The organism is Nostoc sp. JL23 (genome assembly GCF_017115065.1).
Lineage (GTDB): Bacteria > Cyanobacteriota > Cyanobacteriia > Cyanobacteriales > Nostocaceae > Nostoc > Nostoc punctiforme_A.
Map to the genome: position 1 here is coordinate 67,019 of NZ_JABXKN010000126.1, position 18,375 is coordinate 85,393.

At 41.9% G+C, this 18,375-nt stretch carries 15 protein-coding genes; 7 read left to right on the plus strand and 8 right to left on the minus strand.

Going from position 1 to position 18,375, the window contains the following annotated elements:
* Positions 1–88: 88 nt before the first annotated feature.
* The 4 genes from HWQ42_RS25755 to HWQ42_RS25770 form a co-directional block, all read right to left on the minus strand.
* The gene (locus HWQ42_RS25755; RefSeq protein ID WP_292817061.1) at positions 89–1,600 is read right to left on the minus strand and encodes a BamA/TamA family outer membrane protein; all 1,512 of its coding nucleotides are present in this window, start codon (positions 1,598–1,600) and stop codon (positions 89–91) included.
* 16 nt (positions 1,601–1,616) lie between these two features.
* Positions 1,617–2,426 carry a DUF3598 family protein gene (locus HWQ42_RS25760; RefSeq protein WP_292817062.1) on the minus strand — a complete coding sequence of 270 codons (810 nt, stop codon included), beginning with the start codon at positions 2,424–2,426 and terminating at the stop codon, positions 1,617–1,619.
* A gap of 125 nt (positions 2,427–2,551) precedes the next feature.
* Complete coding sequence (locus HWQ42_RS25765; RefSeq protein WP_292817063.1) at positions 2,552–2,803, minus strand: hypothetical protein; 252 nt, start codon at positions 2,801–2,803, stop codon at positions 2,552–2,554.
* A gap of 53 nt (positions 2,804–2,856) precedes the next feature.
* Positions 2,857–3,759 (minus strand): ABC transporter permease, encoded by a 903-nt coding sequence (locus HWQ42_RS25770; RefSeq protein WP_292737645.1) that lies wholly within the window; start codon positions 3,757–3,759, stop codon positions 2,857–2,859.
* A gap of 487 nt (positions 3,760–4,246) precedes the next feature.
* On the opposite strand from HWQ42_RS25770, the gene HWQ42_RS25775 reads away from it, so the two are divergent.
* From HWQ42_RS25775 to HWQ42_RS25785, 3 genes are all read left to right on the plus strand, one after another.
* On the plus strand, positions 4,247–4,534 hold the full coding sequence (locus tag HWQ42_RS25775; RefSeq protein ID WP_292817064.1) for a Mo-dependent nitrogenase C-terminal domain-containing protein: 288 nt from the start codon (positions 4,247–4,249) through the stop codon (positions 4,532–4,534).
* Positions 4,535–5,017: 483 nt separating this feature from the next.
* On the plus strand, positions 5,018–5,581 hold the full coding sequence (gene def / locus HWQ42_RS25780) for a peptide deformylase (RefSeq protein ID WP_292817065.1): 564 nt from the start codon (positions 5,018–5,020) through the stop codon (positions 5,579–5,581).
* 10 nt (positions 5,582–5,591) lie between these two features.
* Positions 5,592–5,795: a hypothetical protein gene (locus HWQ42_RS25785; protein WP_094351396.1), complete on the plus strand. Its 204-nt coding sequence runs from the start codon at positions 5,592–5,594 to the stop codon at positions 5,793–5,795.
* A 63-nt stretch (positions 5,796–5,858) separates the two neighbouring features.
* On the opposite strand, the gene HWQ42_RS25790 is transcribed toward HWQ42_RS25785, so the two are convergent.
* From HWQ42_RS25790 to HWQ42_RS25805, 4 genes are all read right to left on the minus strand, one after another.
* Positions 5,859–9,386, minus strand: a complete 3,528-nt coding sequence (locus HWQ42_RS25790) for an NB-ARC domain-containing protein (protein WP_292817066.1) — start codon at positions 9,384–9,386, stop codon at positions 5,859–5,861.
* A gap of 311 nt (positions 9,387–9,697) precedes the next feature.
* Positions 9,698–11,044, minus strand: a complete 1,347-nt coding sequence (locus tag HWQ42_RS25795) for an efflux RND transporter periplasmic adaptor subunit (RefSeq protein ID WP_292817067.1) — start codon at positions 11,042–11,044, stop codon at positions 9,698–9,700.
* Between the two features lie 341 nt (positions 11,045–11,385).
* Entirely contained in the window at positions 11,386–14,805 is a 3,420-nt protein-coding gene (locus tag HWQ42_RS25800) for an efflux RND transporter permease subunit (protein ID WP_292817068.1), read from the minus strand.
* Positions 14,806–14,848: 43 nt separating this feature from the next.
* Positions 14,849–15,379 (minus strand): PadR family transcriptional regulator, encoded by a 531-nt coding sequence (locus HWQ42_RS25805; protein WP_292817069.1) that lies wholly within the window; start codon positions 15,377–15,379, stop codon positions 14,849–14,851.
* Positions 15,380–16,130: 751 nt separating this feature from the next.
* Here HWQ42_RS25805 and HWQ42_RS25810 point away from each other — a divergent pair.
* The 4 genes from HWQ42_RS25810 (at position 16,131) to HWQ42_RS25825 (ending at position 18,280) form a co-directional block, all read left to right on the plus strand.
* A complete protein-coding gene (locus HWQ42_RS25810) occupies positions 16,131–16,370 on the plus strand; it encodes a hypothetical protein (protein ID WP_292817070.1) in 240 nt (79 codons plus the stop codon).
* A gap of 80 nt (positions 16,371–16,450) precedes the next feature.
* A complete protein-coding gene (locus HWQ42_RS25815) occupies positions 16,451–16,672 on the plus strand; it encodes a hypothetical protein (RefSeq protein WP_292737628.1) in 222 nt (73 codons plus the stop codon).
* A 90-nt stretch (positions 16,673–16,762) separates the two neighbouring features.
* Positions 16,763–17,575, plus strand: a complete 813-nt coding sequence (locus tag HWQ42_RS25820) for a PD-(D/E)XK nuclease family protein (protein ID WP_292817071.1) — start codon at positions 16,763–16,765, stop codon at positions 17,573–17,575.
* A gap of 63 nt (positions 17,576–17,638) precedes the next feature.
* The gene (locus HWQ42_RS25825) at positions 17,639–18,280 is read left to right on the plus strand and encodes a GNAT family N-acetyltransferase (RefSeq protein WP_292817072.1); all 642 of its coding nucleotides are present in this window, start codon (positions 17,639–17,641) and stop codon (positions 18,278–18,280) included.
* Positions 18,281–18,375 lie beyond the last annotated feature (95 nt).

Here is an 18,375-nt window from a genome sequence, read left to right on the forward strand (position 1 = left end):
TATGTTCTTTTAGACTAGACACACTCAAGTAGCCATGAGTGTGTTTCAAGCAAGACCCAGTAGTTTTCTAGAACTTTTCCGCCACCCGTTAAAATCGCTGACCTGTAGTAACTTCAAATCTAAGTTCTCCTCGATCGCTAATTCCTAAGTCACCTCGAATCAGCCCAAAGGATGACTTGACGCGCAATCCTAAGCCGTAACCAAAGCCACTTCCGGGTTTATCTCGTAGCACTCCTGGTTCTCCTAACACGGTTTCGCTAGACCCAAAATCTGAGGCGAAGTCAGTAAAAAGAACTCCTCCGATTGAGTAATAAATTGGGAAACGATATTCCACAGAAGCTAAACCATAACTCCGACCACTGGCAACTTTTCCATAACCGTAACCCCTGACAGAATCTAGTCCACCAATATTAAAAGCATCAGCTGGTGGAAAGTCTCCAATAGTTGTACCAATTTGCAAATTAATCGCCAACATTTCTGGATTATCAGTTGGTCTACCATTACCGATCCAACTGACTGGTAAATACTGAATATAATCTCCCTGTAGGCGGTTGCTAGAAATGTTACCCAATCCAATCGGAATTGCTTGTTCTGTGCTGAGAGTGAGAATCGATCCTTGAGTCGGATTTTCTCGGCGATCGCGTTGATCTTTGGATACAGAAAATAATACTGTAAATAAGTCATCAATCCCAGTACCACTGACAGATAAAGGATTTCCTAAACTATCAACCTGTACAACTTTATAGTCGCGATCGCGTAGGCTAATTCTGGTATAGTTCAAACTTATAGCTGCATCCCACTCATCAAAAGATCGTAGAACTCCTACAGAACCGCCAAACCTTCCCTCCCGTACTTTGTCACCGTTAGACAATCTGATATCTTCGTTGAAGGTTCCTGATATATTACGATTACGAAAAGCTCTAATGCTGTAGCCTAAGCGGTTTGGTTCTTGAGGACGATAACGACTAGTGAACTGGCCATTAAATTGGACATCTTTACCGCTGATTTGTACAGTTGTATCTAATTTATCGTTAAGACCGCTGATATTTTCATCTTTATAACCTAACCGACCGAATAATCCAACATCTTCGTTACTACCGCCTCCTAATATTAGAGAAGGGAAGTTACGCTCTTTAATTTCATAGATGAGATTAACGCTCTTAGCATCTTCTTGTCGATAAACATTGACTTCATTAAAGGACTCTAATCTCCGCAATCGTTGTAAGTCTGCTTCTAGTAAATCTTCACGGAATACCTGACCAGGTTTGAGTTTCAATAGACCAATGATAAACTCTTTTTGAGTACGTCCTTTGATCGGCTGACCTTTGTCATCGAGCAATTGATCTTTGTTATTGAGAAAACGAATCTGGATATCTTTGACAATTCTCTGAGAAAACTCGACAGACTGGCTATCTACGGGAGTTAATCCGATATAGTCACCATATTTTGCATACTCTCCCTCTATCTGTAATGTAGGTTTTGTTGTCACAATACTACTAATGCCATCTTCAGTAGAAGATTGTGAGTCTGCAACGGCCTCTAGATTTTCTCCAGCTATTAAGATGACTGCGATCGCAACTACAGCTATTTGAATATACATAAATAAAGCTTTTTCATTACACCTTTTCTTCAGTAACTAATGTCAAACTAACCCATTCGCCTTTCTCGTTGTAGCTGCGAATCATCCGTTGGCGCAGGTTTGGCTGGATTAACCAACCTGCTTCTATAAAAAATGGTTGGCGTAACTGCACTTTGACAGGTGATGTTGCAGAAGCGCCATTTGGTAAAAATAATACTTGTACCTGCTTTTCTGGGTTTTGGTCAAAGAGAACAATCGGGCCTTTGATGGTAGCAGTTGAGGTAATAGTGCGTTCTGCAAAAGAGGTACTTTGAATTAATCGGCCAGCATCATCAAGTTGTAATTTGAAGGTTGTAGAGTAAGTATCAGGCGATCGCCAATCTGGATATATTGTTACTGCTTGACCTTGCCATTCTCCCAACAAATCATTTATCTGCAAAGTTGGACGTTCATCTGCTGGGGTTCCAGCTAGATGTTCTCGAATTAAAATTAATTCCTTTAGCTGACCAGTATTATCAAACAGTTGCACCAGACGCAAGCGGCGATTTTCATGAACAAAAGCGAGTTCTCCACCAAATTCGGAAAATGGCCCTAACTGAATTAAACCTTCTGAAAAAGAGCCATTTTCGAAAAATAGCAGACCCCCTCCTACAGAATTAAATTCTCTGATTATATCTTGTCCCGAACGGCTCAGAGTTAGGCGCACTTTCTGGCTATTGTTCAAATGTTCTAGGGAAAGACAACTAGGAGTATCATTCAAAAGTGTTCCTTGGGGGGAAAAATTCGTAAATGAACCTTCCCAAACACCGAGATTTTGCAAAAAACATTCCCATTGTGATTTTGTCATTTGTCATTGGTCATTTGTCATTGGTCATTTGTCATTGGTCATTGGTCATTTGTCATTGGTCATTGATTAGCCCTGATAAGTTGATATGTAGCTTTAATTTCATATTCGTTCAAGCAAAACTTCAGTTATTCTTTTAAAATTTTGAAAATTTCGAGTTCAGAGGTCAAAGTTCTGAGTTCAGAGGTTGAAATTTCGAGTTCAGAGGTCAAAGTTCTGAGTTCAGAGGTTGAAGTTCTGAGTTCAGAGGTTGAAGTTCCGAGTTCAGAGGTCGAAGTTCCGAGTTCAGAGGTCGAAGTTCCGAGTTCAGAGGTCGGAGTTCCGAGTTCAGAAGTCGGAGTTCCGAGTTCAGAAGTCGGAGTTCCGAGTTCAGAGGTCAAAGTTCCGAGTTCAGAGGACAAATGACCAATGACAAAGGACAAATCACCAATGACTATCCTTTAGCAAAACGTCGGACAGCAAATAAGCTCCCCATTAATCCTACACCTGCACCGAAACTCAAAAGAATCAGGGGCAATAATAAAATTTCTGCTGGAGTGAGTTGCACTCTGTTGGTGATGACTTGGATAAACTCAGGTTGATTGACTAGCAACTTACCGAGAAACTGTTGAATCACAGAAATGAAACTCCAAGCGATCGCACCACCAACCAAACCAAAGACAATTCCTTGTAAAATGAACGGGAGGTAAATCCAAACAGAAGTCGCTCCCACTAGTTGCATAATTTCAATTTCCTGGCGACGCGCCATGACAATCAGCCTAATTGTGGTGGTAGTCACTGCGATCGCTGTTAAAGTCAGAATAATCGTAATTGTTAAAGTAATCCAGTTCAGACCTCGGTGCAACTGGGCAATGCGTTTGACTGCTTCATCGACATACTGCACCGTCTCAACTCCTCGTAATTTAGCCAACTGTGTTGCTAAAGTCGGTACAACTTGAGAATTACGTGCTTTCACCTTCATCTCATCAACCAGAGGATTCTCACCCAGTTGCTGGGTAGCACCCTCAATATCAGAAATTCTCATTTCCTTAACTAACTTAGTCCAAGCTTGTTCTTTGGTAATGGTTTTTATCGCCGCCACCTCTGGCATTTTTGCGATTAGTGGCTCAATACTTTCGATTTGCGTATCTGGTTCCAGATAAACTGATACTTCTAGCTGGCTACCAAACTGATAAAGGAGTTTTTCAACTTGCCAAGAGGTTTGCAAACTCAAGCCGAATAAAAACAGTAACACCGTCACAGTACTGACAGCAGCCCAATTCATCCAACCTCCCCGCAGTAAACCGAGGAAAGTTTCTTTCAGTAGATAGTCAAGTTTCGTGAAAGATTTAAACACACACCACCTCAAAATTTGAACTTAACGCCAAAGTACTAAGTTCAGCTTTTGCCCCTTTGCGTCAATAACACCACTATTTATAGTCAATGGTGCAAAGTTTGCCAATACATCAGCTTTTATACATTTCTACTTTCTTCCTCTGTCCTCCTGCTGTCTCTACTATTTACCCAATTTTCATACCATTTGCCACAGAGATGACTCATACCAATTCAAAATTCAAAATTCAAAATTTAAAATTAATAAAGCCAGACATAACAAAGTTTGGGAGTATGTATCTGTCGCATTCTTTTTTCAAATTGTTCTCACTATTGCCGCTAACAGATATTGATAATAATTGGCTAGCTATTCTGGTTTCTCAGCAATTTTACTGTTATTTAAACTTGACCTCAAAAAAGTGGGAAATACTTTGGTATTTATACGATGTTTTTCTCTGGGGATCGTAGTAACTTGGTAGGGAGAAACAGATTGATTAAAGGAAAGTTGAACCATGAACTTCTTGAATAAAGCCAATTTGGACAATAGTCTATTAAACCAAATCCGCTATCAGCTTGAGTCCGTAGAAATACATAATTCTAATCTGGCCAGACTATTGTGCAAAATAATTCCTTCCAATTGCCCTTTTGAAAGAACTGTTAAAATTTTCGGTCGGACTCTCTTTCAGATTCCACCTCTGTGTAAATTAAATCCTCTTTATGAACAGATAGTTGGTCTTCGTTTTAAGTCTTTATTATATTTAGTCAATGAATGTGGTGAAGATGCCAGAAAATATTGCTAAACATAGGTTCCCATCAAGAAATCTTTTTACTAAGAAAAATTGTATAGAAATCCTTGTTGCAATCAGATGTGAATCAGAAATAGGCTGGTAAACGTCTTACAATTGATTTCACATCCGACGAGGCTCAGAAGCTTTAAAAGTATTGTTTAATGATGTCAGCCTCGATAAAATTATCACTCCAATTATGCTGCAACGTGACTTCACAAGAATTATTTTGGAGATTGGTACTACGTCTAAGGGGATATTTAAAAAGTATTATTGCTAACAATACAACCTCGGAGACCTAACCCCATAGCAAACCTTTATGACAATAAAATAAGGGTTTCACAATCTCTGACTCTTGGCATCAGCCTGCCGTTAAGCAAGCAAAGAGAGGAATGGCATCTGGGTTTTTGTTATACTCCAGGACTTTTTAAACATCCTCTAACTGAGATTGATAGAATTAAAATAGTAAGAATTTTCACCATCTAGCCATCAAGACTCATGCCCTCTGAAATTGCTGTAGAGAAAAAAAAGTTAAAAAATCCACCTTTGGAACTTCATTATTTAGGCGATCGCGTGCTGCGTCAAGCTGCAAAGCGGATTTCTAAAGTTGATGACGAACTTCGCCAAATAGTGCGCGAAATGCTGCAAACTATGTACAGCAAAGATGGCATTGGTTTGGCTGCGCCCCAAGTGGGAATTCACAAACAATTAGTTGTCATCGACCTGGAACCAGAGAACGCAGCTAATCAGCCTTTGGTGTTGATTAACCCCACCATTAAACAAGTCAGCCGCGACCTCTCTGTTGCCCAAGAAGGATGCTTGAGTATTCCCAACGTATATTTAGACGTGAAGCGCCCTGAAGTCGTGGAAATTGCCTATAAAGACGAATATGGTCGTCCCCGGACATTAAAAGCTAATGACCTTCTAGGACGCTGCATTCAACACGAGATGGATCACCTTAACGGCGTGGTATTTGTAGACCGTGTAGAAAACTCCTTGACTTTAGCCCAGGAGCTATCTAAGAATGGCTTCTCGTATCAAGCGGTGAAACCAATAGTATAGGGGGGCAGTAGTGTATTTAACTCCAAAAAGCAGTTTATTTCTGGGTGGTTCTTGTGTAAGTGCGATCGCCGCCGTTGGTTCGATTTTTGAACTCGGTTACGGACAACCAGATTTTGGTTTCACAGCTACGGCAATTATCCTGGTATTAAGCATTCCACTCACAGGATTATTTTTCTTTGCCGCAGTTAAGGACGCAAGGGCTAACATGAAATAAGCATCAGGTACATAAAAAAGGTAAAAGGATGAAGGTAAAAGGCAAAATTCATTCTTTTACCTTTTATTTTTGCTCTCCATTTTCCACTGCCCCCAAAGCTTTTAGCGTCACTAACTGCGCTGCGGTTAACCCTGTAACCCCAGTGATATTCATTTTTTCATAGGGTCGTGGCGATCGCAGTGTTCTTACACACTCACCCGTCGATACATCCCAAAGCTTAATTGTCTCATCTTGGCTACCACAAATCAGGGTTTGCCCATCGGGACTAAAGGTAACTGACTTTACCCAATTAGCCCCCTGCAAAGTTTTCAGGCACTTGCCATTATAGACATCCCATAATTTTATCGTTTGGTCTTCACTGGCACTAGCTAAAGTCTGACCATCGGGACTAAAGGCAACTGACCAGACTCGATTAGTATGTTCTTGCAAGGTTGTGAAACACTTGCCCATGAAAACATCCCATAACTTCACTGTTTGGTCATCACTACCACTAGCTAAAGTCTGACCATCTGGGCTGAAAGTAACTGATCTGATCCGATTGCTATGTCCCTCCAAAATTTGGAGACATTCTCCTGTATAAATATCCCATAACCTCACTCTTTGGTTTTCACTGCCACTAGCTAAAGTTTGACCATCGGGACTAAAGGCAACCGATCTTACCCAACTGGTATGCCCTTTCAAGGTCTGGAGACATTTGCCGGTGTAGATATCCCATAATTTCACCGTTTGATCGTCACTGCCGCTAGCTAAAATTTCACCATTAGGACTAAAAGCAACTGACCTAATTCGATTGGTATGTTCCTGCAATTTTTTCAGGCATTGCCCCGTGTGAACATTCCATAATTTAATTGTTTGCTTTTCACTGCCGCTAGCTAAAATTTGACCATCAGGACTGAAGGCAATTGACCGTACCCAACTGTTATGCCCCTCCAAAATTTTGAGAAACTTATCGTTACGGACATCCCATAATTTCACTGTTTGTTTTTCACTGCCGCTAGCTAAAATTTGACCATCGGGACTGAAAGCAACTGACCTGACCCGATTGCTATGCCCTTGCAAGGTTGTCAAGGACTTACCATCCTGGACATTCCATAACTTCACTGTTTGGTTTTCACTACCACTAGCTAAAGTTCGACCATCAGGACTGAAAGCAACTGACCTTACCCGATTAGTATGCCCCTGGAAGGTTTTCAGACATTTACCATCATGAAAATCCCATAATTTCACCGTTTGGTCGTCACCACCGCTAGCTAAAGTTTGACCATCGGGACTAAAGGCAACCGACCAGACCCGATTGGTATGCCCCTGGAAGGTTTTCAGACATTTACCATCACGAACATCCCATAATTTCACAGTTTGGTCGTCACTGCCAGTAGCTAAAATTTCACCATCGGGACTAAAAGCAACCGATCTTACCCAACTGCTATGTCCCTGCAAAATTTTCAGGCATTTACCATCACGAACATCCCATAACTTCACTGTTTGCTTTTCACTGCAACTAGCTAAAGTTTGACCATCGGGACTGAAGGCAACTGACATAATTCGATTGGTATTTTCCTGCAAAGTTATCAGACATTTGCCGATGTGGACATTCCATAACTTCACTGTTTGGTCTTCACTGCCACTAGCTAAAGTTTGACCATCGGGACTAAAGGCAACTGATCTTACCCAATTACTATGTCCGTGCAAGGTTTTCAGGCATTTACCATCATGAACATCCCATAATTTCACTGTTTGGTCATCACTACCACTAGCCAAAGTTTGACCATCGGGACTGAAAGCAACTGATTTTACCCAACTGCTATGTCCAATACAGGTAAACAGTAGCTTTCCATCGTCAACTTGCCACAAGTAAGTTTTGCCATCAGCATCACCTGTAGCCAAAAGTTTTCCATTCGGACTAAATGCAACTGATGAAACACTAACTAATGTTTCGGCAAAAACGCATTTAGCTAAATCGCTATTGGCAAAATTTACCCGATGCAGATTCACTCTTTGTAAATATGCTTGCCAAATAGTCAGATTAGAAAAGTCATAGCCGCTAAAATCAGTTTGTAATTGACAAAGAATATTTAATAGATTTCCACCTGGATATCCTGCTGTTAGGGGAGTTTGTCGCAGGGACAATAAAATTTGATATAGATGATGTTCAATATTTTTAGCATATCTAAAAATAGTTGATAACCTATCTATAATTGGTTTAATAATCAGGGTAATCTGAGTGTTTCTAATATAATCTTTGGCCGTCGCTTCCATTAAAGCATGGCTGACAAATAGTCTAATATTACGAGTGGTAATTTCATGACAAACTTGTTCAATAAATTGGTTGGTTATGTATTCCATTACCACAGACTGGAGGGTGAAAAGTGCTGTTCTTTGTTCAATTAGCGATCGCCGCCGCAGTGATTCTAACGCTTCCATCACTTCCCTTTTAGTCAAGGGACGCACAATATCATTGAGCAATTCGTCTAGAGAAACTAACTCGCGCTTGATTGCTAGCCAATAAATTATTTCTTTTTCGATCTCTGACAAGCGCTCAAATTGCTGGTCTAATAAATTTCGAGTGTCGCCAAAAATGATCTCTCCTTCAGCCATAAAAGCAGCAATATTACCACCAAATAACTCCCGAATTGGCTCAGAAACCAGCTTTAAAGCCAAAGGATTGCCGGAATACTTCTCAACTAGCTTGGCCCAGTTTGGTTGTGAACCAAATAATCCTTTATCTTGGAGAATTTCTTGCCCTTCAGTTTCTCCTAAGCCGATTAACGATAATGTTCTGACTGGTGATACTTCTCCCTCTAAAGGAGCAAATTCTTTTGGTTTTTCGCGAGATGTCAGCACCAAACAGCTTTGATGCGGTTCTTCCCCTACTCGACTAAGTAGTTGACCATAATCTTCATATTCTTGTCTATATTGTCCGGCGCGATCGCCTTCTTGTAAAATTGTCTCTGTATTATCAAATACCACAAGACAACGATGCTCTCGTAAATAATGAATCAGCAGCGTTACTTTACCATCTACGCTTTCTGGTAAATCTGCTTCCCTATCATCAGATAAAAACCCGATCAGGTTCGCTAACATCTCCGCGACAGGTGGTGCATTGCGGAGACTCCGCCAAATCAAATACTCAAAATTCTCTTGAACTTCCTTTGCCAGTTTCACTGATAAAGCAGTTTTGCCGATTCCACCCATTCCCAATATTGCCACTAGTCGGCAATTATCCTTGATCAGCCACTGCTGTAGCTGAGACAATTCTGCTATGCGTCCCCGAAAAAAGCAGACGCCAGGTGCTTCACCCCAATCTTGGCGGTTTTGGGTAATGGATTTATCATTCTGTAAAGATGCTTGATACTCAAATTCAATAACTTGCTGTAACTTAGTGAGCTTACCTGGGCCGCTACCAGTAACATTAAATTTCTTGTAAACTTCGCTTAATCTTTTGCGTACTGCTTCGGCACTGATTGCCAATTTTTTCGCGATCGCATTTGGCGATTGTCCATGAACAGCATATAAAAACACTTCGATCTCGCTGTTAGACAAGCACCGTTTTTCGGCTAAAGCCAAAAGAACGTTTTCGGGAATGACACTCATACTCACACAAAGACACATTACAAATCAATGTTATCTCACATAGTGAGATAACATTACTGTCAATACGTTATCCCCTCAATATTTCGGGATAGACATTTGTTGCTCTAGGAATGCTTTCTTGGGCTTTGTCGTTTTTCTCTGAAGGGGTGCGCGATCGCACAGATAATGTTTGCTGTACCTCACTTAAACAGTGCTGAGTGCTGAGTAACGAGTGCTGAGTTTAGGAGTTAGGAGTTAAAAATTTATTATTCTCCCCCTGCTCCCTGCCCCCTGCCCCCTGCCTTATCCCAACGATAATTATTTACGCCGACCTACTTTGTTTGTGCGACTGGCTGCACGCGCAAACCCTCTGTCTCATCAACCGTAGGAGTGGCAATGAGCGATTCTTTTCCTGTCAGACCTGATGTAATTTCTACTTCAGTACCATAATCTCGCCCAACAGCAACTTTTTGATAATGCACTGTTTTATCTTTGGTTACAGTTGCTACCTGCGTTCCTCCGGCGTTAACAACCAAGGCACTATCTGGCACAACAAAGGGAGGATTAGTGCGATTAATGGCAAATCTGACATTGGCATACATCCCAGGTCGCAGCGTCGCGTCTGAATTGTGTACTTCTAACTGTGTCAGTAAAGTACGAGTAGTTGGATCTATAGCGTTGCTAGTACGCACTACTTTACCCGTAAACACTCGTTGGGGTAACTCTCTAACTGTAATTTGTGCTGTTTGCCCAGTTTGAAGTGACTGTGATAAACTCTGTGGAACACTCACATTTACCTTTAGATTGTCATAAGCAGCAATAGTATAAAGGCTGCTATTGCTAGTGTTGGTGTTGCTGGTACTGGTGTTGCCATTACCTGCTGAAATTAAAACACCTGTATTGACGTTACGTGCAGTAATCACTCCTGCAAAAGGAGCAGTGACTTTCTTATAAGACTGCAATACGGTATTACGCTGGAAGTTTGCTTGACTTGCGTAGGCGTTAGCTTGTGCTGCTTTGATGTTGGCAGAGTCAGAATTAATAGTGTTTTGTGCTGCCTCAACGCTGGCAAGATTAGCTTGATATGTGGCATATTTTGTATCTGCATCTTGTTGAGGTACTGCACCTTGTTTTACAAGAACTTGCCAGCGCTCCCAACTCTGACGCGCTATCAAGAGATTAGCGCGGGCTTGTTTCAAATCAGAAATACTTTTAGCTAAATTAGCACGAGTTTGAGATACATTGGCTTGTGCTTGCACTAACTCTGCCTTCGCTTGCAGAACTTGCTGATCAGTGTCTGGTGAATCAATCTCCGCCAACAACTGACCGGCTCGGACGCGATCGCCAATATCTGCGTACCACCGCCTTAAATAGCCAGTACTGCGAGCGTAGATGGTCGTTTGATTTTGGGCTACAACACTGCCAGGTAGTTCCACTTTCGTAGCACCAGTAGCGCGGCGGGGAGTGATTACGTTCACTGAGGGTACTGTGCTTGCTTCCTTGACTGCTGCTTGTAATTCTGACTTTTGGCCCAATCGGGGTAGAATGCCTATGGCTAGTAGGCTACCAAAAAAAACAGCACCAACTACAGCCCAACCAATTCCACCGATGCCGCGTTTTTGTTTTTTAGAAGTCTTTTGTTCTTCAGAATCAGGAGATGGACGATGCTGAGAATCCATAAGTAAACTGTCCTGTATTATCTAAGAAAGCAGAAATTTAGCAGCTAGAGTCATTACCTTATTAGACTTCTTGCAGAAGTGGGATAAGGAGTAAGGAGTAAAGGGGAAAGCGGCTCAGAAAAAAACCTTTCCCCTACGGTGTACACACAAGTTGTTGACTTGCACCTTAATTGCATTGACCTGCACCTTAATTGCATCGACTTGCACCTTAATTGCATCGACCTGCACCTTAATTGCATTGACTTGCACCTTAATTGCATTGACTTGCAAAAATTAATCTACCCTACGTTACGTAGTAACTTTAAAAGATTTATGTGTACACCGTAGCTCCTAAAATATGTCTATGACTTGCCTTCAGATGATGACAACGAGTAGGCTGTCTTTGGATCTGAGAAATTTAAATCGTCATCATCCTCATCAATAGGACGAGGTGGTTGACGGCGCATAATGCTGTATACAACAGGTACAAAAATGAGAGTCGCGACTGTTGCAGCTGACAAACCGCCAATTACAGCGCGACCCAAAGGTGCATTCTGTTCGCCACCTTCACCAAGACCGAGAGACATTGGCACCATACCAATGAGCATGGCTAAGGCAGTCATCAACACCGGACGCAACCGCGTGTGACCTGCCGCTAGAGCTGCTTTATAGGCATTTTCCCCTTCTGCACGTTGCTCATTCGCAAAAGTGATCATGAGAATACTGTTTGATGTCGCTACACCTATACTCATAATTGCACCCATTAACGAAGGAACGCTGAAAGTGGTGCGAGTGACAAACAGCATCCAAACGATCCCTGCTAAAGCGCTTGGCAATGCCATCATAATAATCAGGGGATCGAGCCAAGATTGGAAGTTCACTACCATTAAGCAGTAAACCAACACAATTGCAAACACAAGTCCGAAACCAAGTCCTAAAAAGGAAGAGTTCATCGTTTGCACTTGCCCGCGGATATTAATCTGACTTCCCTTAGGCAATTTTTTCTGATAATCAGCGATGATTCGATTGACATCGCCGGCAACTCCCCCCAGGTCGCGACCGGAGGAGTTAGCGTAGATATCGAAAACTGGCTGAATGTTGTAGTGATTCACAACTTGCATCACTGTGTCGCGTTTGACACTAGCCAAATTACCCAAAAGTTGCGGTGCAGTTTGACCGTTGCCAACTGGCGTATTTTTCAGGCTATCAATAGAGTCAAGTTTATATTGAGGAACTTGTACAGCCAGGGTGTAACTCACGCCTTTTTTGGGATCGAGCCATTGGTTGATTGCAGCTTGACCGCTTGAACTTAAGGAAGTGAGGACGCTATTGGCAACATCACGCTGGGTCATACCCAATTGTTGAGCCTCAGTGCGATCGACATCAAGACGTAATTTGGGAGCATCGACAACTTGCTGGAGATGTACATCTACAGCCCCAGGAATGCGCGTCATCCGCGCGGCGATTTGTTGGGCAATTTCAAAGTTGCCTTTTGAATTTTTCAGAGGGCCAGATATTTGCACATCAACAGCAGCAGGCAAACCGAAATTGAGAATTTGAGTCACAATATCAGCCGGCTCAAAAAAGAAAGTGTAGTTGGGAAATGTCGCTTTCAATTTCTGGCGGAGTTCCTTGACGTAAGAAAAAGTTGCACCAGATTCTTTTAGGGACACAAGAATATCAGCATCAGCCTGTCCAATTGTCGCGCCGTTGTAGCCATAAGTAAGGTTAATGCCACTGGTGGGTAAGCCGATGTTATCTAGAATCAAAGCGAGATTCTCTTTGGGTACAGTTTGGCGGATAACGCCTTCAACTTGGCTGACAATTTTTTCTGTCTCTTCCAAACGAGTACCAGGTAAGGCTCGAACATGGAGGCTAAATTGACCACCATCGACTTCCGGGAAAAAGTCTTGACCGACAAACGGCAACAAAACTCCGGCACTGACGATAAAAGCACCAAATAGCACAAAGACTATGCGGCGGTGATTTAATGCTGAGGTCAAGACACCATAGTACCAACTGCGAAATTTATCAAATTGTCGGTTAAATTTTTCGTGTAACCGCCATATCCAATCTTTCTTCACAGGTTCGGCAGTTGTCGTTGCTGCCTCTTCTGTTTGGTGGTTATCGCTATGACCATTATTGTTTTGGACTGGCGAATGGGTGTGGCGATCGCGATTATCATGGATTTCGACTAGCGAATGGCTGTGGCGATCGTCGCTACCATTATTGTTTTGAACTGGCGAATTTAGATGATGGTTGTTGTTACCATTATGCTCCTCGCTTTCTCTATGCCAGTCTACTTCGGATGGTAAAAGATAACTTGCCATTGTCGGTACTACAGTCCGAGATAGCACATAAGAAGCAAGCATTCCAAATACTACCGCCATCGCTAGGGGGACAAATAGGTACTTGGCTACTCCACTGAGAAACACGACCGGCACAAAGACAATACAAATACATAATGTTGCTACAAGTGCTGGAGTGGCGATTTGCTGCGCTCCATCTAAGATTGCTCGCTTGATGGGTTTACCTTGTCCGAGATTTCGGTGGATATTTTCAATTTCTACTGTGGCATCATCTACCAGAATACCTACAGCTAAGGACAAACCACTTAAGGTCATGATGTTGAAAGTTTGTCCCAAACGACTCATGACAATAATTGAAACTAGCATCGAGAGAGGAATCGATACGGCTACAATTACGGTGCTGCGCCAACTTCCCAGGAAAATCAAAATCATCAGCGCGGTGAGACAGGCTGCAATCAATCCTTCTTTGAGAACGCCTTGAATAGAAGCTTTCACAAATATAGATTGATCGAACAAAAACGCTAAATTCAGTTCTGGGGGCAAGGTGGATTGGATGCGAGGCAAAGTTTTTTTGACTCGCTCGATCACATCAATGGTTGAGGCATTGCCACTCTTCAGGATACTAAGTAAGCTCGATCGCCTGCCATTCTGACGTACAATGTTCGATTGCACACCAAAGCCATCTCTTACCTGCGCGACATCACGAATGGAAATGACAGTACCATTAACTTGCTTAATCGGTAAGTCGTTCAGGGCTTCCACCACACTTGGACTATTATTGATTTGTACGGCGAAGTCGCGATCGCCTATTTTCATATCCCCTGCTGGCAAAACTAGGTTTTGGGCACTGACAGCATTAGTCACATCTTGAGCAGAAATGCCATTAGCCAACATCGCTTGGGGATCGATATCAACCATAATTTGCCGAGGTTTACCACCATAGGGCAGAGGTACACTCGCTCCTTGCACTGTTGCTAATTGGGTGCGGACGAAGTTGGTAGCATAGTCGAAGAGTGCTTCTTCCGGCAAGGTTTTGCTACTGACACTCATCTGGATAATCGGCACAGAAGAAGCGTTGTATTGAATGATGAATGGCGGTGTAATTCCAGGTGGCAAAGGGCGGAGAATTGTTTGGCTGACGGAGGTAATTTGAGCGACTGCTGAGGCGATATTAGCGTTGGGTTGGAAAAAAACCTTGACAACACTAACACCACTCAAAGATTGAGACTCAATGTGTTCGATGTCACCAACAGTTGTTGTCATAGCGCGTTCGCTAATGGTGACGATTCGCTGTGCCATTTCCTCAGATGTGGTACCAGTGTAAGTCCAAACTACGCTGACAACCGGAATGTTAATTGCCGGAAAAATGTCAACTGGTGTACCAAATATCGTGACTGCACCCAGGATCGCAATCATCAAAGCGGCGATCGCGAATGTATACGGAAGACGTAAAGCAATTTTGACGATCCACATAGTTAGTTAGGATACTTCAAAAGTTTTTGGTGTTAAAGCTGTTCTACTGTGGCGTTTGAGCTAATTGAAGTTGTTCTGTTTGGAGTTGCTCAACTAGCCACTCAATCTCCGATTTGATGACTTCAAATGCCCGCCTTTGCACTTTCGCTTGATATAAATCATCACTAATTTCAACTGCTTTTTTCTCTGCAAGGCGTAATTGACATGACATTAATCGATGTTCAATTAACTGCACTCGTTCTTCCGGTAATAAATGGCTAAAGAAAAAAAATTTGATTAAGAATCGCGATCGCGCATTTACCCAGCTTTCATGAGGATATGCCAGCATCTCTTGATACCAAGTTTTTTTACCGAGGGGTGTAATCTCATATACCTTTCCACACTGTCCGCCTTCTTCTCCTTGTTCTGGACATAAGCTCACTTCACCTTGTTCTTCCATGCGCCTCAGAAGAGGATAAATCGCGCCATAGTTGACACAAATACTGCAACTCATAAACATCTCTAGTTGCTGTTTGAGCCGATAACCATTTAAAGGCTCTCGCTGTAATAAACCTAATACTGCCAACTTCAGCATTTTGATATATCAATCTGATATGTCGATCAACAATATCAAATTGAGGCTTTTTAGCCAAGTACTTAAGGTTCAATTGTCAGCATTCTCTGTGATACCGCAGGATGCTAGCCGGATAAATTATCTGTGGGGTAGGAGCAAGTGAGATGCCTACCTCACAATAGGTGGTTGAGTATTTTTTTTTATTTGAAAGTCCTTTAGTGCCAAAACTGAGGATTCATTGGGGGATTTCAGCAGGATTTGTAGTATCTTATGCTATTTAAATAATTTTCTCTACAGTTTACCTTGACTAAGTAACTAAGTTACTTGACCTAGAAACTAAGTTACTTTATAGTTAATTTAACAGTAGAAACCACGGTGACTTAGTAAGGTTACGGGTGAATTAAAGAAACTTAGTGAGTAAGGCATAAAGGCAAAGACTGGAACTGCAAATTCTGAAAAAGGCAAGTATACCAATTGCCTGTAGGAATTTCGAGAGTTCAATGCGCTTAGAAGCACAGAACGCGCACTACGCGCATTGAACGCCTAATTTTTGATATCCAGATTGCCCCGATAATTCATCAAAGAGCTTAATTTTTCATGAGCCGCAAATATCAAAACCACCTTTGTTGGTATTCTCACTCCACTCAGGAGTAGGACTTTTGTCTACCTTGACTTGGTGGAAGCAAAACTGTGGAGATTCGCTGTTTCCTTAGTGTGGTCAGGGGAGCGCAAACTGCTACCTAGATTCAACTTTCAAAACAGGAAAAAAACTATGAAACCCAGTCTCAAAGATAACGATAATCTGTTGTTCAAGTGGTTTTGTATAGGACTCAAATATTTTCTGCTGGCGCTGCTGGGGCTGGGAATAGCCTTTGTTGTGTCTCACACTTTAGGGGCTAATACGATAGTTGGGATGCTTTTATCCGCAAGTCTACGGTTATGGGTTGCGAGGATAGCAATTTTCCTAGTCTGTCTATTTGCGATCGCCATGATGTTCGAGTCTTGGGGTTAAGGCTGGTACTGACCATAAATAGCCTTTAGTTGAGTGAAGCCAGCCAAAGGCTTCGTAACTTTTCACTTGGAGATTATATCATGCCCAATAACAACGGCTCTGGGGTAGAAACACTTTCACCACTTTTAATCATCTTAGTGGCAGGGTCAATTTCTTTGGCGATCGTTAACAAAGCTAATCACCCAGCATATTTTGACATCGTTAAAATAGCTATAGCCTACAGCTTTGGCTCAATCAAGTCCCAAGGAAAAAGCAAACATTCTGAGCGCCAGGATGAGGTAGATCGAGACGAGTTGAAATAGCAGACGTGAAGGCAGTAAAAAATACCTGTTTTTTACTGATAGTCTGCCAAAGGTGAGTTGCAGATTATAATTTACTTCTAAAATAGAAGAATGCTGTCAACTCCCACTCAACTATTGCGACTGTCTCAAGGACAACTTAACTTACTAGAAGCTTGTCCACGGAAATTTCAACATACTTATCTCGAAAAACTCAATTCTCCCGCAAATCCAGAACAAGAAGAACGGCTAACTTTGGGTAGTCGCTTTCACTTGCTAATGCAACAGCGAGAAATGGGTTTGCCAATTGATAGTTTCCTGGAAGCAGATGCTCAACTGCAAAGCTGGATGCTGGGTTTTGCTGATGCAGCGCCAGAAATTTTAACGACTGCATCTGATAATCAAACTTTCCGTGAAAGCGAACACTACCGCACTCTGCAAGTTCAGGATTATTTGCTCACAGTTATCTATGATTTATTGATTGCAGATAACCAACAAGCGCAAATTCTCGACTGGAAAACTTATCCTAAACCACCTAGCAAACGTAAGTTAGAATCCAACTGGCAAACACGGCTTTATCTGTATGTATTGGCAGAAACTAGCGACTATTTGCCAGAAAAGATTTCTATGACTTATTGGTTTGTTCAATCTGAAGGAAAACCGCAAAATATTAAATTTAATTACAGTACTGCTCAACATACACAAACAGGGAAGAAACTTAATCAACTATTAAGTCAGTTAACTCATTGGCTGGAAAATTATCAAAATAACCAGCAGTTTCCCCAAGTGTTGGAGGGTAGTAAAAACTGTGATTATTGTCAGTTTGCCAAACGTTGCGCTCGCATCCAATCTACTGAAGAAACAGTCAAAGAATCATTACCAAATTTTGACAGTATTCAAGAAGTCTCACTCAACCCTATAGATTAGAGGATGTTTGTCAAATCCAATCGGGGTATAAACAAATTATAACTTTTAAATTTATGTAAATTTATGTCAATATTTGACGAAACTGAAGCAATTTATGTACGCGAATTAGGAATTGATGACATTGCTCCCGTTTACCACTTGGGAGAAGGGTTATTTACCAGCGATTTATACCCTTATTTATACCGCACCTGGGACGAATGGGAGGTAATTGGACTTTACAACACCGATCCAGAATACTGTCTTGTGGCTGAAACAGACGGGGAATTAGCAGGATTCATTTTAGGAACGATCATCACCAAAGCATCCTGGACTTATGGATATATTTTATGGCTAGGAGTTAGTCCAAAGTATCAGCGTCGGGGAGTTGCAGACAAGTTGGTTGATAAAGTCGTCGCCCGGATGATTGAAGATGGGGCGCGGTTTATGTTGGTAGACACTGACCCCACCAATACTTCAGCATTAAAGTTTTTTAACCGCAAAGGTTTTGGTAATACTCGCCAGCATATTTTCTTGTCAATGAATTTAAGCAAGCACGAATATTATGGCAGATTAATTGATTACGAACACCAAAAAGCTGAAAGAGCCGGTTACAAGCGATCGCGTCCAGCAATTCGTGCCCGTAAAGCTGATAGTGTAGCTAATGAAGTCATTCTCAATCCTCTCGTAAATGAATCTCAAATAACTGAGGATCAATCCCCAATCTAATATTGGACAATAATTCCTCTTTTCTCCGTGTTCTCTGTGCCTCTGTGGTTCGATAAATTAATTTTAAACCGCAGAGACACAGAGAACGCAGAGAG

What these genes read in the sequence shown, in the direction of transcription:
- HWQ42_RS25755 (WP_292817061.1), bottom strand. Translation starts at nt 1,600, where the DNA reads ATGTATATTCAAATAGCTGTAGTTGCGATCGCAGTCATCTTAATAGCT.
- HWQ42_RS25760 (WP_292817062.1), bottom strand. Translation starts at nt 2,426, where the DNA reads ATGACAAAATCACAATGGGAATGTTTTTTGCAAAATCTCGGTGTTTGG.
- HWQ42_RS25775 (WP_292817064.1), top strand. Translation starts at nt 4,247, where the DNA reads ATGAACTTCTTGAATAAAGCCAATTTGGACAATAGTCTATTAAACCAA.
- def (WP_292817065.1), top strand. Translation starts at nt 5,018, where the DNA reads ATGCCCTCTGAAATTGCTGTAGAGAAAAAAAAGTTAAAAAATCCACCT.
- HWQ42_RS25790 (WP_292817066.1), bottom strand. Translation starts at nt 9,386, where the DNA reads ATGAGTGTCATTCCCGAAAACGTTCTTTTGGCTTTAGCCGAAAAACGG.
- HWQ42_RS25795 (WP_292817067.1), bottom strand. Translation starts at nt 11,044, where the DNA reads ATGGATTCTCAGCATCGTCCATCTCCTGATTCTGAAGAACAAAAGACT.
- HWQ42_RS25800 (WP_292817068.1), bottom strand. Translation starts at nt 14,805, where the DNA reads ATGTGGATCGTCAAAATTGCTTTACGTCTTCCGTATACATTCGCGATC.
- HWQ42_RS25805 (WP_292817069.1), bottom strand. Translation starts at nt 15,379, where the DNA reads ATGCTGAAGTTGGCAGTATTAGGTTTATTACAGCGAGAGCCTTTAAAT.
- HWQ42_RS25810 (WP_292817070.1), top strand. Translation starts at nt 16,131, where the DNA reads ATGAAACCCAGTCTCAAAGATAACGATAATCTGTTGTTCAAGTGGTTT.
- HWQ42_RS25815 (WP_292737628.1), top strand. Translation starts at nt 16,451, where the DNA reads ATGCCCAATAACAACGGCTCTGGGGTAGAAACACTTTCACCACTTTTA.
- HWQ42_RS25820 (WP_292817071.1), top strand. Translation starts at nt 16,763, where the DNA reads ATGCTGTCAACTCCCACTCAACTATTGCGACTGTCTCAAGGACAACTT.
- HWQ42_RS25825 (WP_292817072.1), top strand. Translation starts at nt 17,639, where the DNA reads ATGTCAATATTTGACGAAACTGAAGCAATTTATGTACGCGAATTAGGA.